This is a genomic window from Sphingopyxis sp. NFH-91, assembly GCF_021401285.1.
Taxonomy (GTDB): Bacteria; Pseudomonadota; Alphaproteobacteria; order Sphingomonadales; family Sphingomonadaceae; genus Sphingopyxis; species Sphingopyxis terrae_A.
Genome location: NZ_JACBGA010000001.1, coordinates 316241 through 339174, shown reverse-complemented (window position 1 = coordinate 339174; position 22934 = coordinate 316241). Strand labels below are relative to the sequence as shown.

The 22934-nt window shown below is 66.1% G+C and carries 25 protein-coding genes and 1 riboswitch; of the genes, 13 read left to right on the top strand and 12 right to left on the bottom strand.

The window, feature by feature from the left end:
• The first annotated feature begins 22 nt into the window (after positions 1 to 22).
• The 5 genes from L0963_RS01685 to L0963_RS01665 all read left to right on the top strand — a co-directional run bounded on the left by L0963_RS01685 (position 23) and on the right by L0963_RS01665 (position 6163).
• Positions 23 to 964, top strand: a complete 942-nt coding sequence (locus tag L0963_RS01685) for a bifunctional riboflavin kinase/FAD synthetase (RefSeq protein ID WP_062901768.1) — start codon at positions 23 to 25, stop codon at positions 962 to 964.
• Between the two features lie 50 nt (positions 965 to 1014).
• Complete coding sequence (locus L0963_RS01680) at positions 1015 to 2055, top strand: glycerophosphodiester phosphodiesterase family protein (RefSeq protein WP_062901767.1); 1041 nt, start codon at positions 1015 to 1017, stop codon at positions 2053 to 2055.
• Between the two features lie 125 nt (positions 2056 to 2180).
• On the top strand, positions 2181 to 5195 hold the full coding sequence (gene ileS, locus L0963_RS01675; RefSeq protein ID WP_186402920.1) for an isoleucine--tRNA ligase: 3015 nt from the start codon (positions 2181 to 2183) through the stop codon (positions 5193 to 5195).
• Entirely contained in the window at positions 5192 to 5716 is a 525-nt protein-coding gene (lspA, locus tag L0963_RS01670) for a signal peptidase II (RefSeq protein ID WP_062901765.1), read from the top strand. Before ileS ends, lspA begins: the two co-directional genes overlap by 4 nt.
• Before the next feature lie 27 nt (positions 5717 to 5743).
• Positions 5744 to 6163, top strand: coding sequence for a DUF3035 domain-containing protein (locus L0963_RS01665; RefSeq protein ID WP_003040968.1), 420 nt, complete (start codon positions 5744 to 5746; stop codon positions 6161 to 6163).
• Positions 6164 to 6213: 50 nt separating this feature from the next.
• On the opposite strand, the gene L0963_RS01660 is transcribed toward L0963_RS01665, so the two are convergent.
• The 5 genes from L0963_RS01660 to L0963_RS01640 form a co-directional block, all read right to left on the bottom strand.
• Positions 6214 to 6888, bottom strand: a complete 675-nt coding sequence (locus tag L0963_RS01660; RefSeq protein ID WP_062901764.1) for a hypothetical protein — start codon at positions 6886 to 6888, stop codon at positions 6214 to 6216.
• 21 nt (positions 6889 to 6909) lie between these two features.
• The gene (locus tag L0963_RS01655) at positions 6910 to 7470 is read right to left on the bottom strand and encodes an STM3941 family protein (protein ID WP_186402919.1); all 561 of its coding nucleotides are present in this window, start codon (positions 7468 to 7470) and stop codon (positions 6910 to 6912) included.
• Positions 7467 to 9395, bottom strand: coding sequence for a 1-deoxy-D-xylulose-5-phosphate synthase (dxs, locus tag L0963_RS01650; RefSeq protein ID WP_217372697.1), 1929 nt, complete (start codon positions 9393 to 9395; stop codon positions 7467 to 7469). Before dxs ends, L0963_RS01655 begins: the two co-directional genes overlap by 4 nt.
• A gap of 46 nt (positions 9396 to 9441) precedes the next feature.
• Positions 9442 to 9669, bottom strand: coding sequence for a hypothetical protein (locus tag L0963_RS01645; protein ID WP_003040979.1), 228 nt, complete (start codon positions 9667 to 9669; stop codon positions 9442 to 9444).
• Between the two features lie 63 nt (positions 9670 to 9732).
• Positions 9733 to 10623 carry a LysR substrate-binding domain-containing protein gene (locus L0963_RS01640; RefSeq protein ID WP_186402917.1) on the bottom strand — a complete coding sequence of 297 codons (891 nt, stop codon included), beginning with the start codon at positions 10621 to 10623 and terminating at the stop codon, positions 9733 to 9735.
• Between the two features lie 150 nt (positions 10624 to 10773).
• Here L0963_RS01640 and L0963_RS01635 point away from each other — a divergent pair, with 150 nt between their 5' ends.
• The 5 genes from L0963_RS01635 to L0963_RS01615 all read left to right on the top strand — a co-directional run bounded on the left by L0963_RS01635 (position 10774) and on the right by L0963_RS01615 (position 14617).
• Positions 10774 to 11397 (top strand): pyridoxamine 5'-phosphate oxidase family protein, encoded by a 624-nt coding sequence (locus L0963_RS01635; RefSeq protein WP_062901760.1) that lies wholly within the window; start codon positions 10774 to 10776, stop codon positions 11395 to 11397.
• A gap of 2 nt (positions 11398 to 11399) precedes the next feature.
• The gene (locus tag L0963_RS01630; protein WP_186402916.1) at positions 11400 to 12026 is read left to right on the top strand and encodes a glutathione S-transferase family protein; all 627 of its coding nucleotides are present in this window, start codon (positions 11400 to 11402) and stop codon (positions 12024 to 12026) included.
• Positions 12023 to 12502, top strand: coding sequence for a nuclear transport factor 2 family protein (locus L0963_RS01625; RefSeq protein ID WP_186402915.1), 480 nt, complete (start codon positions 12023 to 12025; stop codon positions 12500 to 12502). Before L0963_RS01630 ends, L0963_RS01625 begins: the two co-directional genes overlap by 4 nt.
• A gap of 31 nt (positions 12503 to 12533) precedes the next feature.
• Positions 12534 to 12989, top strand: coding sequence for a DMT family transporter (locus tag L0963_RS01620; RefSeq protein WP_062768265.1), 456 nt, complete (start codon positions 12534 to 12536; stop codon positions 12987 to 12989).
• Between the two features lie 110 nt (positions 12990 to 13099).
• The gene (locus L0963_RS01615) at positions 13100 to 14617 is read left to right on the top strand and encodes a flavin-containing monooxygenase (RefSeq protein ID WP_217372698.1); all 1518 of its coding nucleotides are present in this window, start codon (positions 13100 to 13102) and stop codon (positions 14615 to 14617) included.
• Between the two features lie 18 nt (positions 14618 to 14635).
• Here the strand turns inward: L0963_RS01615 and L0963_RS01610 are convergent, their stop codons facing one another.
• The 6 genes from L0963_RS01610 to L0963_RS01585 form a co-directional block, all read right to left on the bottom strand.
• Complete coding sequence (locus tag L0963_RS01610; RefSeq protein WP_156000960.1) at positions 14636 to 14902, bottom strand: hypothetical protein; 267 nt, start codon at positions 14900 to 14902, stop codon at positions 14636 to 14638.
• 10 nt (positions 14903 to 14912) lie between these two features.
• Positions 14913 to 16370 carry a hypothetical protein gene (locus tag L0963_RS01605; RefSeq protein ID WP_234178500.1) on the bottom strand — a complete coding sequence of 486 codons (1458 nt, stop codon included), beginning with the start codon at positions 16368 to 16370 and terminating at the stop codon, positions 14913 to 14915.
• An 87-nt stretch (positions 16371 to 16457) separates the two neighbouring features.
• On the bottom strand, positions 16458 to 16757 hold the full coding sequence (locus L0963_RS01600; protein WP_217372700.1) for a transcriptional regulator: 300 nt from the start codon (positions 16755 to 16757) through the stop codon (positions 16458 to 16460).
• A gap of 3 nt (positions 16758 to 16760) precedes the next feature.
• Positions 16761 to 17210, bottom strand: coding sequence for a hypothetical protein (locus L0963_RS01595; RefSeq protein ID WP_186402912.1), 450 nt, complete (start codon positions 17208 to 17210; stop codon positions 16761 to 16763).
• 118 nt (positions 17211 to 17328) lie between these two features.
• Entirely contained in the window at positions 17329 to 18561 is a 1233-nt protein-coding gene (locus L0963_RS01590; RefSeq protein ID WP_186402911.1) for a cytochrome P450, read from the bottom strand.
• A gap of 122 nt (positions 18562 to 18683) precedes the next feature.
• Complete coding sequence (locus L0963_RS01585; protein ID WP_217372701.1) at positions 18684 to 18965, bottom strand: hypothetical protein; 282 nt, start codon at positions 18963 to 18965, stop codon at positions 18684 to 18686.
• A 139-nt stretch (positions 18966 to 19104) separates the two neighbouring features.
• Positions 19105 to 19216: riboswitch (TPP riboswitch) on the top strand.
• Between the two features lie 55 nt (positions 19217 to 19271).
• Between L0963_RS01585 and L0963_RS01580 the strand changes: the two genes are divergently transcribed.
• The 3 genes from L0963_RS01580 (at position 19272) to L0963_RS01570 (ending at position 22066) form a co-directional block, all read left to right on the top strand.
• Positions 19272 to 19709, top strand: a complete 438-nt coding sequence (locus L0963_RS01580) for a hypothetical protein (RefSeq protein WP_186402909.1) — start codon at positions 19272 to 19274, stop codon at positions 19707 to 19709.
• A 27-nt stretch (positions 19710 to 19736) separates the two neighbouring features.
• Positions 19737 to 21623, top strand: coding sequence for a phosphomethylpyrimidine synthase ThiC (gene thiC / locus L0963_RS01575; RefSeq protein ID WP_217372702.1), 1887 nt, complete (start codon positions 19737 to 19739; stop codon positions 21621 to 21623).
• A 146-nt stretch (positions 21624 to 21769) separates the two neighbouring features.
• On the top strand, positions 21770 to 22066 hold the full coding sequence (locus tag L0963_RS01570; RefSeq protein WP_217372703.1) for a hypothetical protein: 297 nt from the start codon (positions 21770 to 21772) through the stop codon (positions 22064 to 22066).
• Here the strand turns inward: L0963_RS01570 and L0963_RS01565 are convergent.
• Positions 22063 to 22788 (bottom strand): GGDEF domain-containing protein, encoded by a 726-nt coding sequence (locus L0963_RS01565; protein WP_186402906.1) that lies wholly within the window; start codon positions 22786 to 22788, stop codon positions 22063 to 22065. The genes L0963_RS01570 and L0963_RS01565 overlap by 4 nt on opposite strands.
• Between the last annotated feature and the right edge of the window lie 146 nt (positions 22789 to 22934).

Here is a 22934-nt window from a genome sequence, read left to right as displayed (position 1 = left end):
ACGAACGGAAGACAGGGTGGCCATGATCCGCCTCGACGGCCACGAACGTATCGAGGGTGCGCTGCGTGGCGGCGTCATCGCGCTTGGAAATTTCGACGGCTTTCACGCCGGACACCAGGCGGTGGTCGGCCGCGCGGTGCATCATGCCAAGGACGACGGGCGCCCCGCGATCGTCGCGACCTTCGATCCGCATCCGGTGCGCGTCTTCAAACCCGACGCGCCGCCCTTCCGCCTGACCACGCTCGACCAGCGGCAGCAATTGTTCTGCGCGGCGGGCGCCGACGCGATGCTCGTCCTGCCCTTCGACGCCGCGCTCGCCGCGACGACGGCGGAGGATTTCATCACCGAATTGCTGCTCGAACGCTATGGCGCGGCGGGGGTCGTCACCGGTGCCGATTTCGTCTTCGGCAAGGGCCGGGGCGGCGATGTCGTGACCCTCGCCGATCATGCCCGCCGCCTCGGCTTCTTTACCGAGATGGTCGCGCCGGTCGACGACAGCACCGAGGTGATCTCGTCGAGCCGCATCCGCGACGCGCTGCGCGCGGGCGACTGCGCGACCGCGGCGCGCCTGCTCACCCGCCCCTTCACGGTGCGCGGAACCGTCCAGCATGGCGACAAGAACGGCCGCCTGCTCGGCTTTCCGACCGCGAACATCGACATGGGCACCTATTTGCGCCCGCGCTACGGGATCTACGCCGTCACCGGCCGCCTGCTAAGCGAGGGGCCGGGGGGCCGCATCCTGAAAGGCGCCGCGAACCTCGGCATCCGGCCGAGCTTCGATCCGCCCAAGGAATTGCTCGAACCGCATTTCTTCGATTTCGACGGCGATCTCTACGGTCAGGAAATCGACGTCGAATTCCGCGCCTTCATCCGGCCCGAGGCGAAATATGAGGGGATGGACGCGCTGATGGCGCAGATTGCGGCGGATTGTGACGAGGCGAAGCGGCTGCTCGCCGACGTCTGACATGCCCGCCATGAACCGGGGCCCGGGTCCAACTTGACGACGGGGGAAAGATGACCGACAGCGACGACTGGGCCGCCGGCCTCTCCGGCCCGCCCAAAAAGCCGATGAAGCGCGGCACCAAAATCTTCCTCTGGCTCTTCGCCGCGCTCGTCGCCTGGCTCACCCTGTCGAACGCGACCTGGCTCGCGCCCGATCCCGTCGGCAAGCGCGTCCTGATCGCGCACCGCGGCGTTTCGCAGCTTTTCGACCATCGCGGCGTCACCGACGACAGTTGCACCGCGACGCGCATCCATCCGCCCGAACATGCCTATATCGAAAACAGCCTGCCTTCGATGAAGGTCGCGATCGGCCGCGATGCCGGGGCGGTGAAGTTCGACGTCGCGGCGACGAAGGACGGCCGGCTTGCGGTGTTCCACGACTGGACGCTCGACTGCCGCACCGAGGGCAAGGGCAATATTCGCGACCGCACGATGGCCGAACTCAAACGGCTCGACATCGGCTACGGCTATACCGCCGACGGCGGAAAAACCTTCCCCCTGCGCGGCAAGGGGGTGGGATTGATGCCCAGCCTCGACGATGTGCTGCGCGACCTCGGCCATGCGTCGCTGATCGTCAACTTCAAGTCGCGCGACCCGCGCGAAGGCGCGCTGGCGCTCGCCGCCTTTGCCCGCGCGGGGATCGATCCGAACCAGCCGCGATTCGGCTTTTTCGGCAATGCGCGCGTGCTCCAGCCGATCCGCGCCCGCGCGCCGCGCGCCTGGACGCTCGACCCCGAAGGTGCCAAGCGCTGCACCGGCGATTACATCAAGTTCGGCTGGTCGGGCTGGTATCCGCCGAGCTGCGTCGGCGGCACAATTATGGTGCCGCTCGACTATCAATGGGCCTATTGGGGCTGGCCCGACCGCCTGCAGGCGCGCGCGGCGGCGCACGGCACCCGCGTCCTGATGACCGGCGCCCGCGGCGACAAACAGGGCGGCATGGGCCTGTGGCGCGTCGACCAGCTTACGCGCATCCCGGCCAGCTTTACCGGCTATGTGTGGATCGACGACATCTACAATCTCGGCCCGGCGCTCCGCCCGCGCCAGAAATAGCTCCGTTTCGGGCCTAGTGAACCCCGGCGCAAGCCGGGCCCCAGACGCCCTTCGAATCGCCCCGGACACGGCGCGATCAACTTAAACGTGACTAGCGCGCCTCACTTGCGCTAAGCGCCGCGACCATGACCGACAGCACCTCCGCCCCCGATCAGCGCGATTACCGCGACACCGTCTTCCTGCCCAAGACCGACTTTCCGATGAAGGCCGGCCTGCCGCAGAAGGAGCCGCTGATTCTGGCGAAATGGCTCGAGAGCAATCTGGAGGCGCAGATTCGCGAAGCGCGCCGCGGCCGCGACCAGTTCATCCTCCACGACGGCCCGCCCTACGCCAATGGCGACATGCACATCGGCCATGCGCTCAACCATATCCTGAAGGACATGGTTGTCCGCACCCAGACGCTGAAGGGCAAAGACGCGCCCTATGTTCCAGGCTGGGATTGCCACGGCCTGCCGATCGAGTGGAAGGTCGAGGAACAATATCGCAAGAAAAAGCTCAACAAGGACGAGGTTCCGGTCGAGGAGTTCCGCGCCGAATGTCGCGCCTATGCGCAGCATTGGGTCGACACCCAGCGCGAGCAGCTCAAGCGTCTCGGCATCGGCGGCGACTGGGACCATCCGTATCTGACGATGGATTATGAGGCCGAGGCGACCATCGTGCGCGAACTCTTAAAATTCGCCGCCAACGACATGCTCTATCGCGGCGCCAAGCCGGTGATGTGGTCGCCGGTCGAAAAGACCGCGCTCGCCGAGGCCGAGGTCGAATATGAGGATATCGTCTCGACCCAGATCGACGTGGCGTTCGAGATCGTTGAAAGCCCGATCGCGGAGCTGGTCGGCGCGCATGCGGTGATCTGGACAACGACGCCTTGGACGATCCCGGTGAACCAGGCTTTGGCCTATGGGCCGGAGGTTGAATATGTGCTGGTAGCTACCGCGCGTGGCCAAGCCAAAATGCTCAACCCCGGCGATCCAATGCCCTTAGTTGAAGATCTCAAATATCTAGTCGCTGCACCGTTGCTGGACGAGTTCCACAAGCGCCTCAAACATTCAATGCACGGGTTCGCACCGGGCGACGTCGTAAAAACGATCAAAGGCAGCGACCTCGCCGGCACCATCGCCCGCCACCCGATGCACGCACTCGGGGGCTTCTTTGCGCGTCCGCGCCCCTTCCTCGCGGGCGATTTCGTCACCACCGACAGCGGCACGGGCCTCGTCCATATGTCGCCCGATCACGGCGAAGACGACTTCGACCTCTGCAAGGCGAATGGGCTCGACCCCGTCTTCGCGGTCGAGGGCGACGGCAAATATCGCGAGGACTGGGGCTGGCTCGGCGGTCAGGGATCGGTGATCAACCCCAAGTTCAACGCCCCCGACGGCCCGATCTGCTCAGACCTTCGCGAAGCCGGTGCGCTGCTGGCCGCCAGCGCCGACTACAAGCACAGCTATCCGCACAGTTGGCGCTCGAAGGCCAAGATCATCTTCCGCTGCACCCCGCAATGGTTCGTGCCGATGGACAAGGTGATGACGCATATCGAGCCCAAGACGCGCGGCGAACGGCGCTGGGAAGGCGAAGGCGGCGCGATCAACCCCGCCGAAGAGGGCCTGTGCGACGCCCCGACCTTGCGGCAGGCGGCGATGCAGGCGATCGACGACACGCGCTTCGTCCCCGCCAAGGGCCGCAACCGCATCGGGTCGATGGTCGAAGGACGCCCCGACTGGGTGCTCAGCCGCCAGCGCGCATGGGGCGTGCCGATCACGCTGTTCGTCGACCGCAAGACCGGGCAATATCTCAACGACCCGCTCGTCAACGACCGCATCGTCGCGGCGGTGAAGGAAGCCGGTGTCGATGCATGGTCCGACGCGCGCGCGCAGGAATATCTCGGCGATAGCTACAACGCCGCCGATTACGAGCGCATCACCGACATTCTCGACGTGTGGTTCGATTCGGGCTGCACCCACGCCTTCGTCCTCGAAAGCGGCCGCTGGCCCGCGCTCGTCCGCCACGACGGCGGCACCCACAGCGCCGACCTCTACCTCGAAGGCAGCGACCAGCATCGCGGCTGGTTCCAGTCGTCGCTGCTCGAAAGCTGCGGCACACGCGGACAGGCGCCGTATAAGGCCGTCCTCACCCACGGCTTCACGATGGACGCCAAGGGCTTCAAAATGTCGAAGTCGCTCGGCAACACGATCAGCCCGATCGACCTGATGCGCGACTATGGCGCCGACATCCTGCGCCTGTGGGCGCTCAGCGTCGATTTCACCGAGGATCACCGCATCGGCAAGGAAATCCTCGCCGGGGTCGCCGACCAGTATCGCAAACTGCGCAATACCTTCCGCTACCTGCTCGGCGCGCTCGACGGGTTTACGGAGGAAGAACGCATCACCGACGTCGCGGCGATGCCCGAACTCGAACGCTATATGCTCTCGCTGCTCGCCGATCTCGACGCGAAGCTGCGCCAAGCGGTCGATGATTTCGACTATAACGCCTACACGCGCCTCCTCGCCGATTTCTGCAACGAGGATCTGTCGGCCTTTTATTTCGATATCCGCAAGGACGTCCTCTACTGCGACCTCGGCCCCGCCGCGCCGCTCGGCACCGACACCCGCCGCGCCTATCGCAGCGTCCTCGACGTGCTGTTCCACGCCCTCGTCCGCTACGCCGCGCCGGTGCTCGTGTTCACCAGCGAAGAAGTATGGGGCACGCGCTATCCCGACGCGGGCAGCGTCCACCTGCTGGAGTGGCCGGATTTCGCCGCCCTCCTCCGTCACCCCTGCGAAGGCGGGGGTCCAGCTTCCAACGACGGTGAAAAGCTGGATTCCCGCCTTCGCGGGAATAACGAGTTGATTGAGAAGTGGGCGCAAATCCGCGGCACCCGCGCTCTCGTCACCGAACGCATCGAGCCGCTGCGCCGCGAAAAGCGCATCCGCTCCAGCCTCGAAGCCGAAGTATGGCTCCCGAGCGAAGCCGGCGACGTCGATTATGAGGAAATCTTCATCACCTCGACCGTCCATCAAGGCGACTGGGACGTGAAGCGCACCGAAAACCACAAATGCGGCCGCTGCTGGCGCCATCTGCCCGAAGTGACCGCCGACGGCGCCTTGTGCAATCGCTGCGAGACGGTATTGGACGCGCAATGAGCACGCGTTCTCCCCACCTGCGCTTCGGCCTGATCGTCGCCGCGGTCGCCTTTTGCCTCGATCAGCTCGTCAAATGGGTGGTGGTCGTGCCGCTGTCGCTCGAAACCCAGCCCTATGGGCAGATCGAGCTGCTACCGGTCTTCAACCTGACCTGGGCAGAAAATTGCGGCATTTCGCTGTCGATGTTCGCCAAGTGCAACGATACGACGCGCTGGACGCTCGTCGCGGTGACCGCCATCGTCGCGGCGGCGGTCGCGCTGTGGATGACGCGCGAAAAGGCGCGCGGCGACGTCATCGCGCTCGCGATGATCCTCGGCGGCGCGCTCGGCAATATCATCGATCGCGTGCGTTTCGGCTATGTCGTCGATTTCGCCGATCTGCATTTCGGGGCCTTCCGCCCCTTCATGATCTTCAACGTCGCCGACGCCTGCATCACGCTCGGCGTGCTTTTGCTGGTTGCGCGCGCGCTGCTCTTCGGCGAAAAGACCCCCACGGCCGCCGACCAGGCGGCGAAAGAGTAAACGGGGCGCATAGGGAGTCTATTTGAAGTGAACCGGACCAAAGCCATCCTTGCCGCCTCGATCGTCGCGATGACGCTGTCGGCCTGCGGATCGAACAGCCTGTTCAGCCGCCAGCGCCCCGACGAAATGGCGGTGTCGCGGCAGGCGCCGCTCGTCGTTCCGCCCGATTTCTCGCTGACCCCGCCCGCCCCCGGCGCGGCGCGGCCCGGCAACGAAACCACCGCCGAACAGACGCTGCGCGCGCTCTTCGGCGGCGAATCGCCGCGCAGCCCGGCCGAAGACGCGATCATCGGCAGCGCCGACGGCGCGCGCGCCGACCCCGGCATCCGCAGCCAGGTCGGCAGCCCCGACACGCAGGTCGTCGACAAGGGCCTCGTCACCCGCGACATCATCGCCGCGCCGCAGGGCGACGGCCGCGAAGCCAGCGCGTCGATCCCCGGTGCCTGATTCTGCGCGCAGGCAATTGATCGAAACGGCCCGGCACCCCCGGGCCGTTTTCATATCCCCACGAAAATCAGCGAAATCGCGACGAAAGCGATCAGCGCCTCGACCATTGCGCGCGAGGCATGGAGCGCGGCCCGCAGCCGGCCGATCCGCAGATGCTGTGCGAACCATAATATCTGCAAACTGCCGAACCACAGCAGCGCGGCGATGAGCAGCGCCAAGCCCCAGAGGGGACTGTCACCAGGCTTGAGCTGCATCAGAATTCCGCTCGTCGACACCATCAGCGCAAAGGGCGCGGTCACATAGCATTGGCTGTAGAAGGGCGCCTTGAGCGGCACCCGGTCGAGCTTGACGTTGCGCGCGCGTACCAGCCGCGCCGCCATGATCAACGGAAAGAGGCTGAAAAAGGCGACGCGCAGCAGGATGTAGGTCGAATCGTCATTGACCAGTCCGCCCAGTCCGGTCCGGCGCAAGATCACCGCATTCTGCCCCACGATAGACAGTTCGATCGCGTGGCAGATTACCAGCGTCAGCAGCAGGAACAGCGGCGGCGACAGCGTGTCGGTATATTGCCGCTCGGCCGGATCGCCCAGTTCGGCCTCCGAATAGTCCATCATCTTGAGCGGCTGTGCGAGCGCCCGCCACAGCGTGACCGGATAGAAGATCAGCCACGACATGACCTCGTAGAGCAGTTCGTCGAGCGACTGGATCAGTTTCAGAAAATCCATCGACGCTCCCTTTCCTGCGGATCAGCTCGACGCGCGCGCTTTAGCCACCCGACGCTCAACCTCTTCTTCGAATGCCGTGCGTGGCCGCATCCGGTCGAGCGCGTCAAAAATCGCCTCCGCGCGGCGGTCATACTGATATTTCACGATATAGATATCGCCCGCCGATCGTTGCAATTCACCCCCGACGCGCAGCAGAAAGCGCCGCATCGGATTGGTCGTCGGATATTTTTCGGGCTTGTGCAGGAAGAGCCCCACGAACTGTCCCATGTCGCTCGCGCGCCGGATCGAACGATGCGCGATCACCTGATCCGACCATTCGCGCACCATGATTCCCTTGGCATCGATGCGAAGCTGGACGCGCCGGTCGAACAGGCGGCGGACGATAATCGCGGCGACAAAGCCGAAAAAAGCGATGCCGGCGACCGCAGCCCCCGCGACCAGCCATGAACCCGACACGAACCCGGTGTTTGCCATCAACAGCGCCGCCGCAACAAAGGCCAAAGCGCCGGCCAGCCCCAGCAGCAGCCGCGGAATCGAATAATATGCTTCGAAGACCTCGCCAGAGGCCGCCGCGCCGCTCAAGCCCGTGCGCCCGCTTCCTCGACCCCCGCGCTATTGTGACGCAGCGCTTTCAGCACCGTTTCGACGATCTGCGGCGCATTCAGCCCCGCGGCGTCATATTGCGCCTGCGGCGAATCCTGGTCCTGGAACACGTCGGGCAGCCGCATCGTGCGCAGCTTCAGCCCTGCGTCGATCAGCCCCGCGTCGCTCGCCAGCGTCAGCACATGCGCGCCCAGCCCGCCGATCGCGCCCTCCTCGATCGTCACGCACACCTCGTGGCTCGCCAGCGTCTTGCGGATCAGCTCCTCGTCGAGCGGCTTGGCGAAGCGCAGGTCGATCACGCTCGTCGACAGACCGCGCGCTTCCAATGTGTCGGCGGCCTTCAGCGCCTCGGCAAGCCGGGTGCCGAGCGAGAAGATCGCGACCGTTTTGCCGGCACGCACGACGCGGCCTTTGCCGATCTCCAGCTTCTCGGGCGTGTCGGGCAGCGGTACGCCGGTGCCATTGCCGCGCGGATAGCGAAAGGCGATCGGGCCGTCGTCATATTCGGCCGCGGTATAGGTCATGTGGACCAGCTCGGCCTCGTCGGCAGCCGCCATCACCACCATATTGGGCAGCGTTGCGAGATAGGTGACGTCGAACGATCCCGCATGGGTCGATCCGTCGGCACCGACCAGCCCGGCGCGGTCGATCGCAAAACGCACCGGCAGATTCTGGATCGCAACATCATGCACGACCTGGTCATAGGCGCGCTGGAGGAAGGTCGAATAGATCGCCGCGAACGGCCGCATCCCCTGCGCCGCGAGCCCCGCCGCGAACGTCACCGCATGCTGTTCGGCGATGCCGACGTCGAAGCTCCGGTCGGGATGCGCCTTCGCAAATTTGTCGACCCCGGTGCCCGACGGCATCGCGGCGGTGATCGCGACGATGCGCGGGTCGCTATCGGCGAGCTTGGCCAGCGTTTCGCCGAACACATTCTGATACGCGGGCGGCCCCGGCGGCGCCTTCGCCTGCTCGCCGGTGATGACATCGAATTTCTGGACGCCATGATATTTGTCGGCGGCGGCCTCGGCGGGGGCATAGCCCTTGCCCTTCATCGTCACCGCATGGATCAGCACCGGGCCATGGTCGCTGTCGCGGACATTCTCGAGCACCGGGATCAGATGGTCGAGATTATGGCCGTCGATCGGGCCGACATAATAAAAGCCCAGTTCCTCGAACAGCGTTCCGCCCATCGCCATGCCGCGCGCAAACTCGTCGGTCTTCCTCGCCGCCTTGTGCAGCGGCTGCGGCAGCTTGCGGGCGAAGCGCCGCGCGATTTCGCGCAGCTCGACGAAGGGCCGCGACGACACCAGCCGCGCCAGATAGGCCGACAGGCCCCCGACCGGCGGCGCAATCGACATGTCATTGTCGTTCAGGATGACGATCAGGCGATTGCCCGCCTGCTTGGCATTGTTCATCGCCTCATAGGCCATGCCCGCCGACATCGACCCGTCGCCGATCACCGCGATCGCGCGGCCGGGTTCGTTCTTCAGCTTGTTCGCGACCGCAAAGCCCAGCGCGGCGCTGATCGAGGTCGACGAATGGGCGGCGCCGAACGGGTCATATTCGCTCTCGCTGCGCTTGGTGAAGCCCGACAGCCCGCCGCCCTGGCGCAGCGTGCGGATCCGGTCGCGGCGGCCGGTGATGATCTTATGCGGATAGCATTGGTGGCCGACGTCCCACACAATCTTGTCGCGGGGCGTGTCGAAGACATAATGCAGCGCGGTGGTAAGTTCGACGACGCCCAGCCCCGACCCCAGATGGCCGCCCGTGGTTCCCACGGCGGAAATGGTTTCAGCGCGCAGTTCGTCGGCGAACTGGCGAAGCTGTTCGGGCTTGAGCTTGCGGAGGTCGGCGGGGACATCCACCGTGTCGAGCAGCGGCGTATGCGGACGGTCGGTCATCGGCCCGTCATAATGATAAGCGCCGATAGTGTCGAACGAAAAGGCGCTACTCGCCCTCGTCCTCGGCTCGCTTGGCCGCACCGATCTGTGCATAAAGCCCGCGCACCATCAGGTCGGTGAACACCAGCATCACGCCGATCATCCCGATCAGCAGTGCCACCGCCGCGACCGGAAACGGCCCCAGGCTCTCGATCAGCCCGCGCCGCATCGCAAGCGCCAGCAGCACCGCCGCCGCCATCAGCGCATAGCCGGCAAGGCGCGGAGCGCGGCTCATCGGCGCGCGGTCGGAAAGAGACGATCGGTCATCACCATGCCGTAGCGGAGCGCGGTGCCCGCGTCACCCCAGCCCCGCCGATCGCATCCGGCGCCGCATCGCCTCGATCAAAAGGCGGACCGCGGGCAGGCCGGCGCGCGACGGTTCGAAGACCAGATGGACAGGCAAGGGCGGCGGCTGCTTGGCGTTGAGCAGCGCGATCAGGCGCCCGCCATCGACGCCGTCCATCACCTGATAACTCAGCAGATTGGCGATTCCGATCCCCGCTTCGGCCGCCGCCATCGCCGCATCGACGGTGTTCACCACCAGCCGCGGGCGCGGCTCGACCCGCCAGCGACGCTCGGCAAAACTCCATTCGCCCGCCGCGCGCGGCCCGGTCGAGATGATCAGATCATGGTCGGCGAGCGCGTCGATCGTCGCGGGGGCGCCCCGCCGCGCCAGATAGCCGGGGCTCGCGACCAACATCTGCCGCACCGCGCCGATGCGGACCGCCTTCAGGCTCGAATCGGCAAGCGGTCCGATACGCAGCGCGATGTCGATGCCCTCCTCGACAATGCGGACATTGCGGTCGATCAGCATCATCCGCACCGCCAGCGCATCATGCCGGGCGAGCAGGTCGCCGACCACGGGCAGGACATGCAGCCGCCCGAACATCACCGGCGCGGTCAGGTAGAGTTGGCCGCGCGGTTCGGCCTCGCCACCGCGCAGCGCCCGCTCGGCCCCCGCAAGATCGGCCAGGATACGCCGCGCCTGCCCCAGAAAGACTGCGCCCTCGTCGGTCAGCGCGACCGCGCGGGTCGAGCGGTGGAAAAGGCTCGTGCCGAGCCGCTCCTCGAGCGCAGCAATGCCCCGCGTCACCGCGGGCGGCGAACTGCCGATCTTGCGCGCGGCGGCAGCGAATCCGCCTTCGCCCGCCACCGCCACGAACATCTCAAGAGTCAGCAGCCGGTCCATCGATTATTCCGCATATTGAAATAGAGATATCCATCAATCGCTGATTATCGCGCATACAGCAACACGATAGATAGGGTTTGCGAGCGAGGGAGGCCCCCAACCCCCGATCCCGGCGCCCCGCTCGCGCCCTCTTGTCGGAAGGCCCCCCGCATGGCGCAACATTATCTCCGCACTTTGTTCACCGACGCGGCGCGGCGCCTGCAAGCGCGGCACGGATCGCGCGCCAGCTACGCACGGATGGAGGCCGACAGCGACGGCAGCGACACGCTGACCGCCCGCGAACTCGACTTCATTGCCGCCCGCGACAGCTTCTATCTGGGCAGCATAACCGCCGACGGCTGGCCCTATATCCAGCACCGCGGTGGCCCGCCCGGCTTCCTGCGCCCGCTCGGCGGCAACCGCCTCGGCTTCGCCGACTTTACGGGCAACCGCCAATTTATCAGCACCGCCAATCTCGCTGAAAATCCGCGCGTCTCGCTGTTCCTGATGGACTATCCCAACCGCCGGCGGCTCAAACTGATCGGCGAGGGGCGGATCGTCGAGATCGCCGAAGATCCCGCGCTCGTGACCTCGCTGATGCCCGAAGGCTACCGCGCAACCCCCGAGCGCGGCTTCGTGATCGACGTCGCGGGTTTCGACTGGAACTGCCCCCAGCACATAACGCCGCGCTTCACCGAAGCCGAAATCTCCGCCGCCGTCCGTCCGATGGCTGCCGAGCTCAACCAGCTGCGCGCGCAGGTCGACGCATTGCGCGCGGCCCAGAAGGGAGAATGACAATGATCTGCCTCTATGGTTCGCCTCTGTCGGGCAATGCACACAAGGTGCGCATGGCGCTCGCCTTCCTCGGACTCGCCTATGAAGAAGAGACGGTCGACGCCGAGCGGCGGCAGGGCGATGCCTTTCGCGCGCTCAATCCGATGGCGCAGATACCCGTCTATGCCGAAGGCGATTTCGTCCTGCGCGACAGCCAGGCGATCCTTGCCTATCTCGCCGCCCGCCACCGGCCCGGGGACTGGGACGGCCACACGGCGGAAGAGCGCGGCGCGATTGCCGTCTGGCTGTCGCACGCCGCCAATGAAATCTTCAACGGCCCCGCGCTGCTGCGCGCCGAAAAGCTGTTCGGCTGGACGATCGACCGGTCGCGCGCGCACGCCGTGGCGATGCGGATCCTCCCGGTCGTCGATGCGCATCTGGCCGCGCGCACCTGGCTTGTCGGCGACCGGCTGACGATCGCCGACATCGCCGCAAGCCCCTATCTGGCGCTCGCGCCCGACGGCGGCATCGACCTCGACGACTGGCCCCATATCCGCGACTGGACGCGCCGCATCGCTGCGCTCCCGGGCTTTCCCGCCATGCGCGGATGGCCCGCCACGAACGAATGGGTGCGGGAGGCAGCACAATGACCGGCACCCGCGCGCCGCTGCCGCCATTCGACGCTGCAAGCGCAGCGCACAAGGTCCGGCTGGCCGAGGATGGATGGAACAGCCGCGACCCCGCGCGCGTGGCGCTCGCCTATACGCCGGACAGCGTCTGGCGGAACCGCGACATCTTTCTTGCCGGGCGCGGCGCCATCATCGACTTCCTCGCCGCCAAATGGCAGCGCGAGCAGGATTACCGCCTGATCAAGACGCTGTGGGCCTTCACCGACAACCGGATCGCGGTGCGCTTCGCCTATGAATGGCACGACCATGACGGCCAATGGTGGCGGTCCTACGGCAATGAAAATTGGGAATTTGCAGTGGACGGCCAGATGGCGCGGCGCATCGCGAGCATCAACGACCTCGCCATTGCCGAGTCGGCGCGCTTGCTCCATTGGGATCGCGGCGACACGGGCCGCCGCCCTGACAATCACCCCGGCCTCGACGAACTGGGGCTCTAGCCTCCGCCCCCCGCAATCAAGGACAGACCGCATGAGCGCAAACCCCGCCCCAACCTTTGCCTCGATCATGTTCCTCACCGGCGTCGGCATCCCGATCCTCGCCGCGCTCAACGGCGGGCTCGGCGGACGGCTTGGCAGCCCGATGGCGGCATCGGTCATCCTCTTCGGGCTTGCACTGCTCGTTGCGCTTACCGGGGCTGTCGCGACCGGCGCGCTCGGCGACATCCGCTTTTCCGCCGACATTCCCTTTCATTTCTATTTCGGCGGGCTGTTCGTTGCTTTCTACGTGATCTCCGTGACTTTCATCGCGCCGCGCTTCGGGGTCGGCAATGCGATCTTCTTCGTGCTGGTGGGACAGCTGACGAGCGCCGCGATCATCGATCATTTCGGCCTGTTCGGCGCCCAGCGCTTTCCGGTCGACACCGCGCGGCTCGCCGGAATTGCGCTGATGGTCGCAGGGGTCTGGCTGGCACGCCGCACCGGCTGACCGCGCGTCGGCACGGGCGCTTTTGATCCACATCAAAGCGGACTGGCGCGACTCATGCTCGATAGTATAGGGTAATCACCCTAACTAGAGAAAATGGGAGCGGACAAGCCATGACGACCACGACGGCGCGCGCCGCGGCGCGCGAAGCCACCACTGCCAAGGATGCCAATCATGTCGACGTGCTGATCGTCGGCGCGGGGATTTCGGGCATCGGTTCGGCCTATCATCTCCAGCATCAGTGCCCCGGCAAAAGCTATGCGATCCTCGAGATGAAGGACACGTTCGGCGGCACTTGGGAAACGCACAAATATCCCGGCGTCCGCTCCGATTCGGATCTCTACACCTTCGGCTATCGCTTCAAGCCCTGGGTCGGCGCGCCGATCGCCAGCGCCGATGAAATCCTGAAATATATGGGCGAGGTGATCGACGAAAACGGCATCGGCGACCATATTCATTACGGCCACCGCATCACCGCCTGCCGCTGGTCGAGCGAGCAGAACTGCTGGACGGTCGAGGCGGTGCGCAAGGCCGATGGCGCCGCCGTCGTCTTCACCGCCAATTTCCTGTGGATGTGCCAGGGCTATTACGACCATGAGAAGCCCTACATCCCCGACTGGCCGGGCCTTTCGGACTATAAGGGCCAGTTCGTCCACGCCCAGCTCTGGGATCCCGCGACCGACTATGCGGGCAAGCGCATCCTCGTCATCGGATCGGGCGCGACCGCCGCGACGATCGTCCCCGCCTTTGCCGAGAAGGCGGCGCATGTAACGATGCTCCAGCGCTCGCCGACCTATTTTTTCTGCTCCGAAAACAAGAACGAACTTGCCGACCGGCTGCGCGAGGTCGGGATCGACGAACCTACGGTCCACCGCGTCGTGCGCGCGCAGATCATGCACGATCAGGATCTGATGACGCGCCGCTGCCAGACCGAACCCGATCAGGTGTTCGAAGAGCTTAAAGAGCTGATCCGCGCCTTTTCGGGCGATCCCAATTTTGCGTTCGAACCGCATTTCACCCCGAAATACCGCCCGTGGCAGCAGCGGCTCGCCTTCTGCCCCGAAGGCGACATCTTCCGTGCCGCGACGGCGGGCAAGCTGACGGTCGTCACCGACACGATCGACCGCTTCACCGAAACGGGCGTCCGTACCGCGGACGGAACCGAGATCGAGGCCGATATCATCGTCGCCGCAACGGGCTTCAACCTCTCGGTCATGGGCGGTATCCCGTTCGAGGTCGACGGCAAGCCCGTCGATTGGGCCGACACCGTCACCTACCGCGGCATGATGATGACCGGCGTTCCCAACATGGCGTGGGTGATGGGCTATTTCCGCGCGAGCTGGACGCTGCGCGTCGACATGATGGGCGATTTCGTCTGCAATCTGCTCAACCACATGGACGATATCGGCGCAAAGAAGGTCGAGGTCGTGCTGCGCCCGCAGGACGAGGGGATGGCGATCATGCCGTGGATCGAGGCGGACAATTTCAATCCCGGCTATCTGATGCGCGGGCTCGATGCGATGCCGCGGCGCGGCGACAAGCCCGAATGGCGGCACAATCAGGATTACTGGGCCGAAAAGGATGCGTTCCCGCTCATCGACCTGCGCAGCGACGAATTCCGCTACGCCTGATCGCGATCCGGCGGATGGCTATTCGGCCATCCGCCGCTTGTGGTGGCGGGTGCGCCGCACGATCACGACGACGAACAGCGTCCAGCTGAGCAGCAGCGCCGCCCAGCCCCAATATTGCGTCGGCAGCGGGCCGAGCATCCACGGACCGCCCATCCGCGGTCCCATCAGCAACGCGAGCGCGAGCAGGCTTGCGGCAAAGCCGACGCGCCGCATCCCGCGCCCGACGCCGAGCAGTTCGCGGCGATAGGCGGCGCGCGCCTCGGGATCGTCCAGATCGGGTCGCATCGGCATCCTCCTACATCCCGCGATCGGCAAGATAGCGATTTATCTCTGCCCGTGAGGTCGCGGCGCTGCAACCGCCCTTCCGCTCGTACAGGCATTGACTGCCGTCGGCAGAACATATCGCCGCGCGGAAATCGGGGGTCAGGGCGTCCGCATGTCCTTTCCAGACCAGCGCGGCGTTGAACTGGGCGGGGTCGACGTGCGGATCGCCCGGCGCCTGAACGAAGATCGGCACCCGCCGCTGCAGCCGCGCATAGCCATAGACGCGGAAAAAGCGATTGCCGACCACCGCCATGCCGCACAGTCCCGGCTTTGCGCGCAGCCCGTCGGAGGCCGCGGCGCTGAAGGGCGTCACGACCCGCTCGCCCCAGTCGTGCAGCGCGGGCGCGACATGGGCCGCGGCGGCAAGCCAGCCCGCGCCCAGCACCAGCGCCACCCGCCACGCCTGTCGCCCCCGCTGCGCGCGCAGCTCAGCGATCGCATCGCCGGTACCGACGCCCGCGAGAAATATGATCGCCGTCACCGACAGGATGACAAACCGATATTCCTTGTGGCCGATCGCCGAGTGGACCAGGATATTGGCGATCGCAACCACCGCGAGCAGCGGATAGCGCCGCGCACCGAGCGCCGCCAGCACGAGGATTGGAGCGGTCCACAGGCCCCACAGCGCCAGAAGATCGACCGCATATTGGAATGGTCCCGACACGCCGTAACGCGCCGACACATTATCGACGATGTTGCGATCGACATTGTGCACCAACCATTCGAACGGCCAATGCCCCCCCGCAACATCGCTGACCGCGCCGATCGCCAGCCCGACCAAACCCCCGGCGACAAGCGGCCAGAGACTGCGCGGCCCGGCCCGCCAGACGTGCACGAGCAGCCCCAGCGCCAGCGCGGGCGCGACATGCGGCCGAAACACGACCGCCAGGCCCACGGCAGCGCCGATGATCATCAGCTGTCGTGCGCTGCGCCCTGGTAGCCCAAGCAGCGCGATCGCTGGTGCCGCGAGCAGGGCCGCCATCTGCTCGGTCAGCGGATGCGGCGCAAAGGCAACAAGGTCAGGCCAGCATGCGGCGATCAGTCCCGCGGTCCAGAAATGCAGCCGCGACACCCGCGCCCCGATCGCCCCGGCTGCGGCGACGATCGACAGCGACAATATCGCCATCATCATTCGCGGCAACCAGATGGTCAGGCTGCCGTCGGGCGCGATCCATTCGCCGAGCCGCATCGGCAGCGCGAGCAAGGCGGGATAAAGATCGCCGCGCATCCCGTCGCGATACTCCCAGGTCACGACCGAATAGCCGTGGAGCAGGCGAAACGCGCCTTCGAGATATTGGAAGACCTCGTCTGGGTGCAGCACGCTTTCCTGCCACGCCGCGACCAGCCGCAACACGAGCGCCAGCGCCAGCAACGCCGTCCAGTCACGCCGCGACACCGTCCCCGCGGCGATGCCGCTATCGGGCACCATATCTGCTTTCATGCTCAGATCATCCGGCGAGGCAATGGGCAAAGCCGGCCCCCGCACCCCGACCGGAAAGCCGCGACGCCCCTAGCCTTATTCGGCCGCGACGGGAAGATGGGCGACGATGGCGCGCAGCGCGGCGACATGCGCCTCGAGCGCGCGGTGCCCGGAGCGGGTCAGCGAAGCCCATGTCCGCTGGCGTCCCCCGAGCGGCGCCTTGCGCAAATCGACATAGCCTTCGTCGACCAGCGCGGCGAGATGCTTGGACAGCACCGAATCGCTGACCTGAACCAGCTCGCGCAGCTTGGCGAACTCCATCTCGCTGACCTTGGCGAGTAGCGCGGCGATCTGCAGCCGCGCCGGCGCATGCAGCACCATGTCGATCCCGTCCATGGCTCAGGCGGTGCCCTTCAGCAGCTCACGGCGATAGATGCGGCTCCAGGCGACGCTCGCGGCGACGGCGACGCCAAAGGCGATGGCGGCGATGCCTATCTTCGTGCCCAGCGTCAGTCCGGCTTCGCGGGCGTGGATTTCGCCGAACATCGCCGCCAGCATCGCGCCGAGCAGCGCCAGCGTAACCGGCAGGGTCCGGCCCTTGCGATAACCGTTTACAAAAAGGCCATAACGCCTCCGGTCGTCGGCGACGAGTAGCACCACCGACAGCATCGCGACCGCGAACAGCGGCGCCATGATCGCGATGCCGAAACCCTGTCCCAGCACTAGCAGCGCCATGACCGCGCCGAACGCCGCGTGGCGCCACGGCGGGCAATAGGTCGCCTTCAGTGCCAGGTCGCGCTGGACGTCGTCGATGCTGTCGAGCGCGGCGCGGGCTTCGATCGGGTTCATGTCTCTTGCTCCTCGGGTCTGATGCGGAAACGACCGGTGCCCCGCATCACTTTCCAGTTCGGAAAGTAATACGTCCGACTTTCCGATTCGGCAAGTGACAATTTTCCAGTCTGGAAAGTCAGTCGGCGACGATCCGCACCGGCATATGGACGAACCCGTGGAGGAAGGGGCTCGCCAGCCGCTCGGGCGCGCCTTGCGGTTCGATCCGGATGCCGCGCGCCACGATTTCCTCGATCAGCGTACAAAGCTGGATTTCGGCCAGCCGCGCCCCGACGCAGCGGTGGATGCCGTGACCGAAGGCGACATGGCGCCGCGCATTGTCGCGGCCGACGTCGAAAAGGTCGGCTTGCGGAAACACACTCTCGTCGCGGTTCGCCGAAATATACCAGAGGATCACCTTTTCACCCCGGCGGATCGTCTGTCCGCCCAGTTCGGTGTCAGCCATGCAGGTCCGCCGCATGTGCGTGACCGGCGATTGCCAGCGGATGATCTCCTGCGCCGCATTGGGGATCAGCGCGGGGTCGGCGCGCAGCCGATCGAGTTCGCCGGGAAAACGGTGCAGCGCCTCGACCAGCCCGCTCATCGAATTGCGGGTCGTGTCGTTGCCCCCGACGATCAGTAGCGCGATGTTGGCGAGCCGCTCCATCGGGTTGAGGCTGCCCATCGCCTCGCTGTGGACCATGCGCGACAACAAGTCGTCGCTCGGCGGCAGCGCCTTGCGCGCTTCGAGCTCGCGGTCGAAGCGCGCCAGCATCGCGCCCATTTCGGCCATCCATTGCGCGCGATATTCCTCGCTTGCCGTCTCGGGTGAAACATTGCCGCCATAGTCGGACCAGCGTTTGAGGTCGTGGCGTTCTTCCCACGGAAAATCGAACAGGATGCACAGCATCCCGATTGTCAGCGGCACCGACACGTTTTCGACCCAGTCGAACGTCTCGCCGACCGGCAGCGCGTCGAACAGCTCGCGCGTCCGCCGCTTCACCGTCTTTTCGCGCTCCGCCATCTGGCTCGGGTTGAAGGCGGGGGCGATCACCTTGCGCTGCGCGGTGTGGACCGGCGGATCGGCGGCGATGAAATTGGGCAGGTTCGATTCGGGGGGCGGATCGGCGATGACGATATTGCCATTTTTCCACGATGAGGAAAATGTCGCCGGATCAAGCTCGACTGCCTGCACCAGCGCATGCGTCGCGACCGACCAATAGCCGCCATAGGGGCTTTCGGGACACCAGCTCACCGGCATCTCGGCGCGCAGCCGCGCGAAAGGCTCGCGCCACCGATCCTCGACATAGAGCGCGATGTCGCTGACATCGACCGGCGTGACCGCCCGCGCTTCGTCCATCACCGACGCCATATCGCTCTCCCGCCATCGTCGCTTCGACGGCGAGTGTAGCGGGGCCACGCCGCGCCGCAAGCCGCGACGTGCGGGGTAAATGGCCGTGCGCCGCGCGGCCCGCGGCGACGCACGGCGCGGCTTCACTTCTTGGGCGCGGGTGCCGGTACAGTCTTCGCGGCCATCCTGCGATGCGCCGCCTTGCGATGCGCCGCAGCGTGGCGCCGGGCGGCGGCGTGCTTGCGCGCTGCCTGATGCTTGCGCGCCGCGTGATGCCTGGCCGCGACTGCATGGTCTTCGCGCTGCATGCAATTGTCGGTCACCGTCTTCGAGCAATAGGGGGTCGCGTCCTGCGCGACTGCCGCCGTTCCCGACAGCGCCAGCAACGCGGCGGCGCCAAGCGTGGCAAGTTTGATCCTCAACATGACAGGCCTTCCTTTCATCCCGATGGGAAGGCGAAGATGACACGCCCATCATGGCGCCCCTGCGTCCGCAACATTACAAAGGCGCAATCCGGCGCGCGCACCGCACCGCTGGACACGCCACCGCGACAGGCCTAGAAGCATCACGTCCCCGGGGAGCCTGCCGCGCAATCGCAGGTTGAGAGCGGAATAGACCGCGACCCGTCGAACCTGATCCCGGTAATACGGGCGGAGGGAGGGCGCGCGCTGGATCGTCACCGGACCGCTTGCACCCCCTTCCCGTCCGTCAGGAAGGAAGGAGAGCGTGCCATGCCCGATGCTGCCATCCCCGCCGTTCCTTATGCCGCGCAGGCGCCCGCCTGGTCGGCGCTGATCCTCGGCCTGTTCCTGCTCGCGGCCGCGATCGACGAGCTGCGCCGTCCCGGCCAGTGGCACCGGATGATCGAGGAGATCGAAGGCTCGCCCGCGCTCCAGATGCTCACCGGGCTGTTCGAGATCATCTTCGGCACCCTGCTCTATCTCGCCAATCGCGGCCCCGAAGGCTGGCCCGCGGGCGATCCGCTCGCAATTGTCCTCACCATCCTCGGCGGCCTCGCGGTGATCGAGGCGCTGGCGGTCACCGCCTTTGCCGATCTCTACGTCCGTTTCTGGATGCGCAAGCTGGGGACGCGGACGCGCCCGCTCGCCGTCCTCGCGCTCCTTCTCGGCCTCGGCTTCACCGCCGCGGGCCTCTTCCGTCTTGTCTGAACCCCACCCCAAGGAAAGCTGAACCCCATGGCCGACATCGATTCCCGCATTGAAGCCGCCGACCGCATCGGCGTCACCACCGGACCTATTCGGGGCAGCCGCAAGGTTCACATCGCGAGCCCGACGGGCAGCGGCATCCGCGTGGCGATGCGCGAGATCGACCTCGACCCCCATTCGGGCGAGCCCAGCGTCCGCGTCTACGACACGTCGGGTCCCTATACCGACCCGAACGCGAGCATCGACATCGCGCAGGGCCTCCCCGAACTGCGCGCCGCGTGGATCCGCGCCCGCGGCGATGTCGAGGAAGTGACCCAGCGCGAGGTGCGGCCCGAGGATAACGGCCAGCTCGGCCCCGACCGGTCGGGCGGCGTCCCCGCCTTCCCCAACGTCCGCAAGACGGTGCTGCGCGCCAAACCCGGCCATAACGTCAGCCAGATGCACTACGCCCGCCGCGGCATCATCACGCCCGAGATGGAATATGTCGCGACCCGCGAAAATCTCGGCCGCGAACGCCTGAGCGAGTACATCCGCGACGGGCAGGACTGGGGCGCCAGCATCCCCGATTATGTCACCCCCGAATTCGTCCGCGAAGAGCTCGCGCGCGGCCGCGCGATCATCCCCAACAACATCAACCACCCCGAAAGCGAGCCGATGGCGATCGGCCGCAACTTCCTCGTCAAGATCAACGCCAATATCGGCAACAGCGCGGTCGCATCCGACGTCGCGAGCGAGGTCGACAAGATGGTCTGGTCGATCCGCTGGGGCGCCGACACCGTCATGGACCTGTCGACCGGGCGCAACATCCACGACACGCGCGAATGGATCATCCGCAATTCGCCCGTGCCGATCGGCACCGTCCCCATCTATCAGGCGCTGGAGAAAGTCGGCGGCATCGCAGAGGAGCTGACGTGGGAAATTTTCCGCGACACGCTGATCGAACAGGCCGAGCAGGGCGTCGACTATTTCACCATCCACGCCGGCGTCCGCCTGCCCTACGTCCCGCTCGCCGCGAAGCGCGTCACCGGCATCGTCAGCCGCGGCGGCAGCATCATGGCGAAATGGTGCCTCGCGCATCACAGGGAAAGCTTCCTCTACGAACGCTTCGACGAGATTACCGAGATCATGAAGGCCTATGACATCGCCTATTCCTTGGGCGACGGCCTCCGCCCCGGCAGCATCGCCGACGCGAACGACGAGGCGCAGTTCGCCGAGCTCTACACGCTCGGTGAGCTCACCAAGCGCGCGTGGGATCAGGATGTGCAGGTGATGATCGAGGGGCCGGGGCACGTCCCGATGCACAAGATCAAGGAGAATATGGACAAGCAGCTCGAGGCGTGCGGCGAGGCGCCCTTCTACACATTAGGGCCGCTCACCACCGACATCGCGCCGGGCTACGACCATATCACCAGCGGCATCGGCGCCGCGATGATCGGCTGGTACGGCACCGCGATGCTTTGCTACGTCACGCCCAAGGAGCATCTCGGCCTCCCCGACCGCGACGATGTGAAGGTCGGCGTCGTCACCTACAAGCTCGCCGCCCACGCCGCCGACCTCGCCAAGGGCCACCCCGCCGCCAAGGTCCGCGACGACGCGCTATCGAAAGCGCGCTTCGAATTCCGCTGGCGCGACCAGTTCAACCTGAGCCTCGATCCCGACACGGCGGAGCAGTACCACGACCAGACGCTCCCCGCCGAAGGCGCCAAGACCGCGCATTTCTGCAGCATGTGCGGCCCCAAATTCTGCTCGATGAAGATCAGCCAGGAAGTCCGCGAGTTCGCCAAGCTGCAAAATCAGGACAGCGCCGGCTTCATCGCGGCGGAGGAAGCCGAGAAGGGGATGGCGGAAATGAGCCAGGTCTATGAGGACACCGGCCGCGAATTGTATATGGGGGCTGGTAGCCGGGAGCATGATTGATACGCAGCTGTGCGCACCAATTAGCCTTCTCGCTATAGCTTGGCCTCGTTAAGGGCGGGCTGCCCGCGACCATCGCCGCGCCGGACAGCTTCGCCGCGGCGCCCTTTCCGCTCGCCTTCGGCCGGATCGAGAACCGCAAGGCGGCGATGCTGCGCACGCGCGCGCCGCAGGCCGAGGCGCCGGCGTTCCAGAAGGCGCTAGGGAACCATCTGCTACGCGAAAAGGCGCCGAACATGGACGGCATCACCCCCGCACCGCATATCAAGATCACTTATCGCGGCGACCTGCGGGATTCGCAGAGTTTAAACGTGCTGAAATTGCCCCCGATCGGCTGGACGGTCGACGAGATCATCCTGACCGAAAGCATCGTCGGCAAGACCACCCATGTTGAACACGGCCGCTCCGCGCCGGCGCTTGAATCCGAGTGCCTGCGCCACTGCTAACTGGCCAATGCCATCCGGTTGCGGCCGCCGTCCTTCGCCGCATAGAGCGCGGCGTCGGCGCGCGAGAGCAGGCCGTCGAGCCCTTCGCCCGCCTGCGCCACCGCGACGCCGAAGCTGCACGTCATGCGTTGCAGCTCGGCCGCGGCGGGGACGGGCGTGTGCGCCAGATCGTCGGCGATGCGCGCGACCAGCGCCGCCGCGTCGGTTTCCGCGGGAACCAGCAGCGCGAATTCTTCGCCGCCGATCCGCGCCACTAGCCCGGCCTCGGGCGCGGCGCGCGCCAGAACGGCGGCGGCGTGGGTCAGGGCCAGGTCGCCTGCGGCATGGCCCATGCTGTCGTTGATCCGCTTGAAATGGTCGATATCGGCAACAAGCAACTGCATCGGCTCCCCCGCCGCCAGCCGCTCGCGCGCTGCCTCGACAAAGGCGCGGCGGTTCGCCAGCCCGGTCATCGCATCGCAGCGCGCCAGCTTATCCAGCGCCGCATTCGCCCGGTGCAATCGCCAGCTCAGCCACGCGATCCAGCCATAGGCGGGGGGCGCGACCAGCAACGGCACGATCGCCGATGCCCACATCGCATCGGCATAGTTCAGATCGCCGAACTGCGTATAACTTAGGTGGGTGAACAGCATCGACGCCGTGACCGAAAAGCCAACGACCAACACCCCGCCTAGGATCAGGCGCAGGGCGGGGTTGAAACGGCAGGCAGTACGATGCGGCATGGCCCGGTTGTAACGGCGCACGGCAAAAACATCTTAAGCAAAATGCCGCGCTGCCGCATGGCCCGGCCTTGCAAGGCCCGGAGCCGCAAAGTCGGATCGCCGCGCTGTCTGCCTTTACCCCGGCCGGCGCATCAACGCCTGCACCC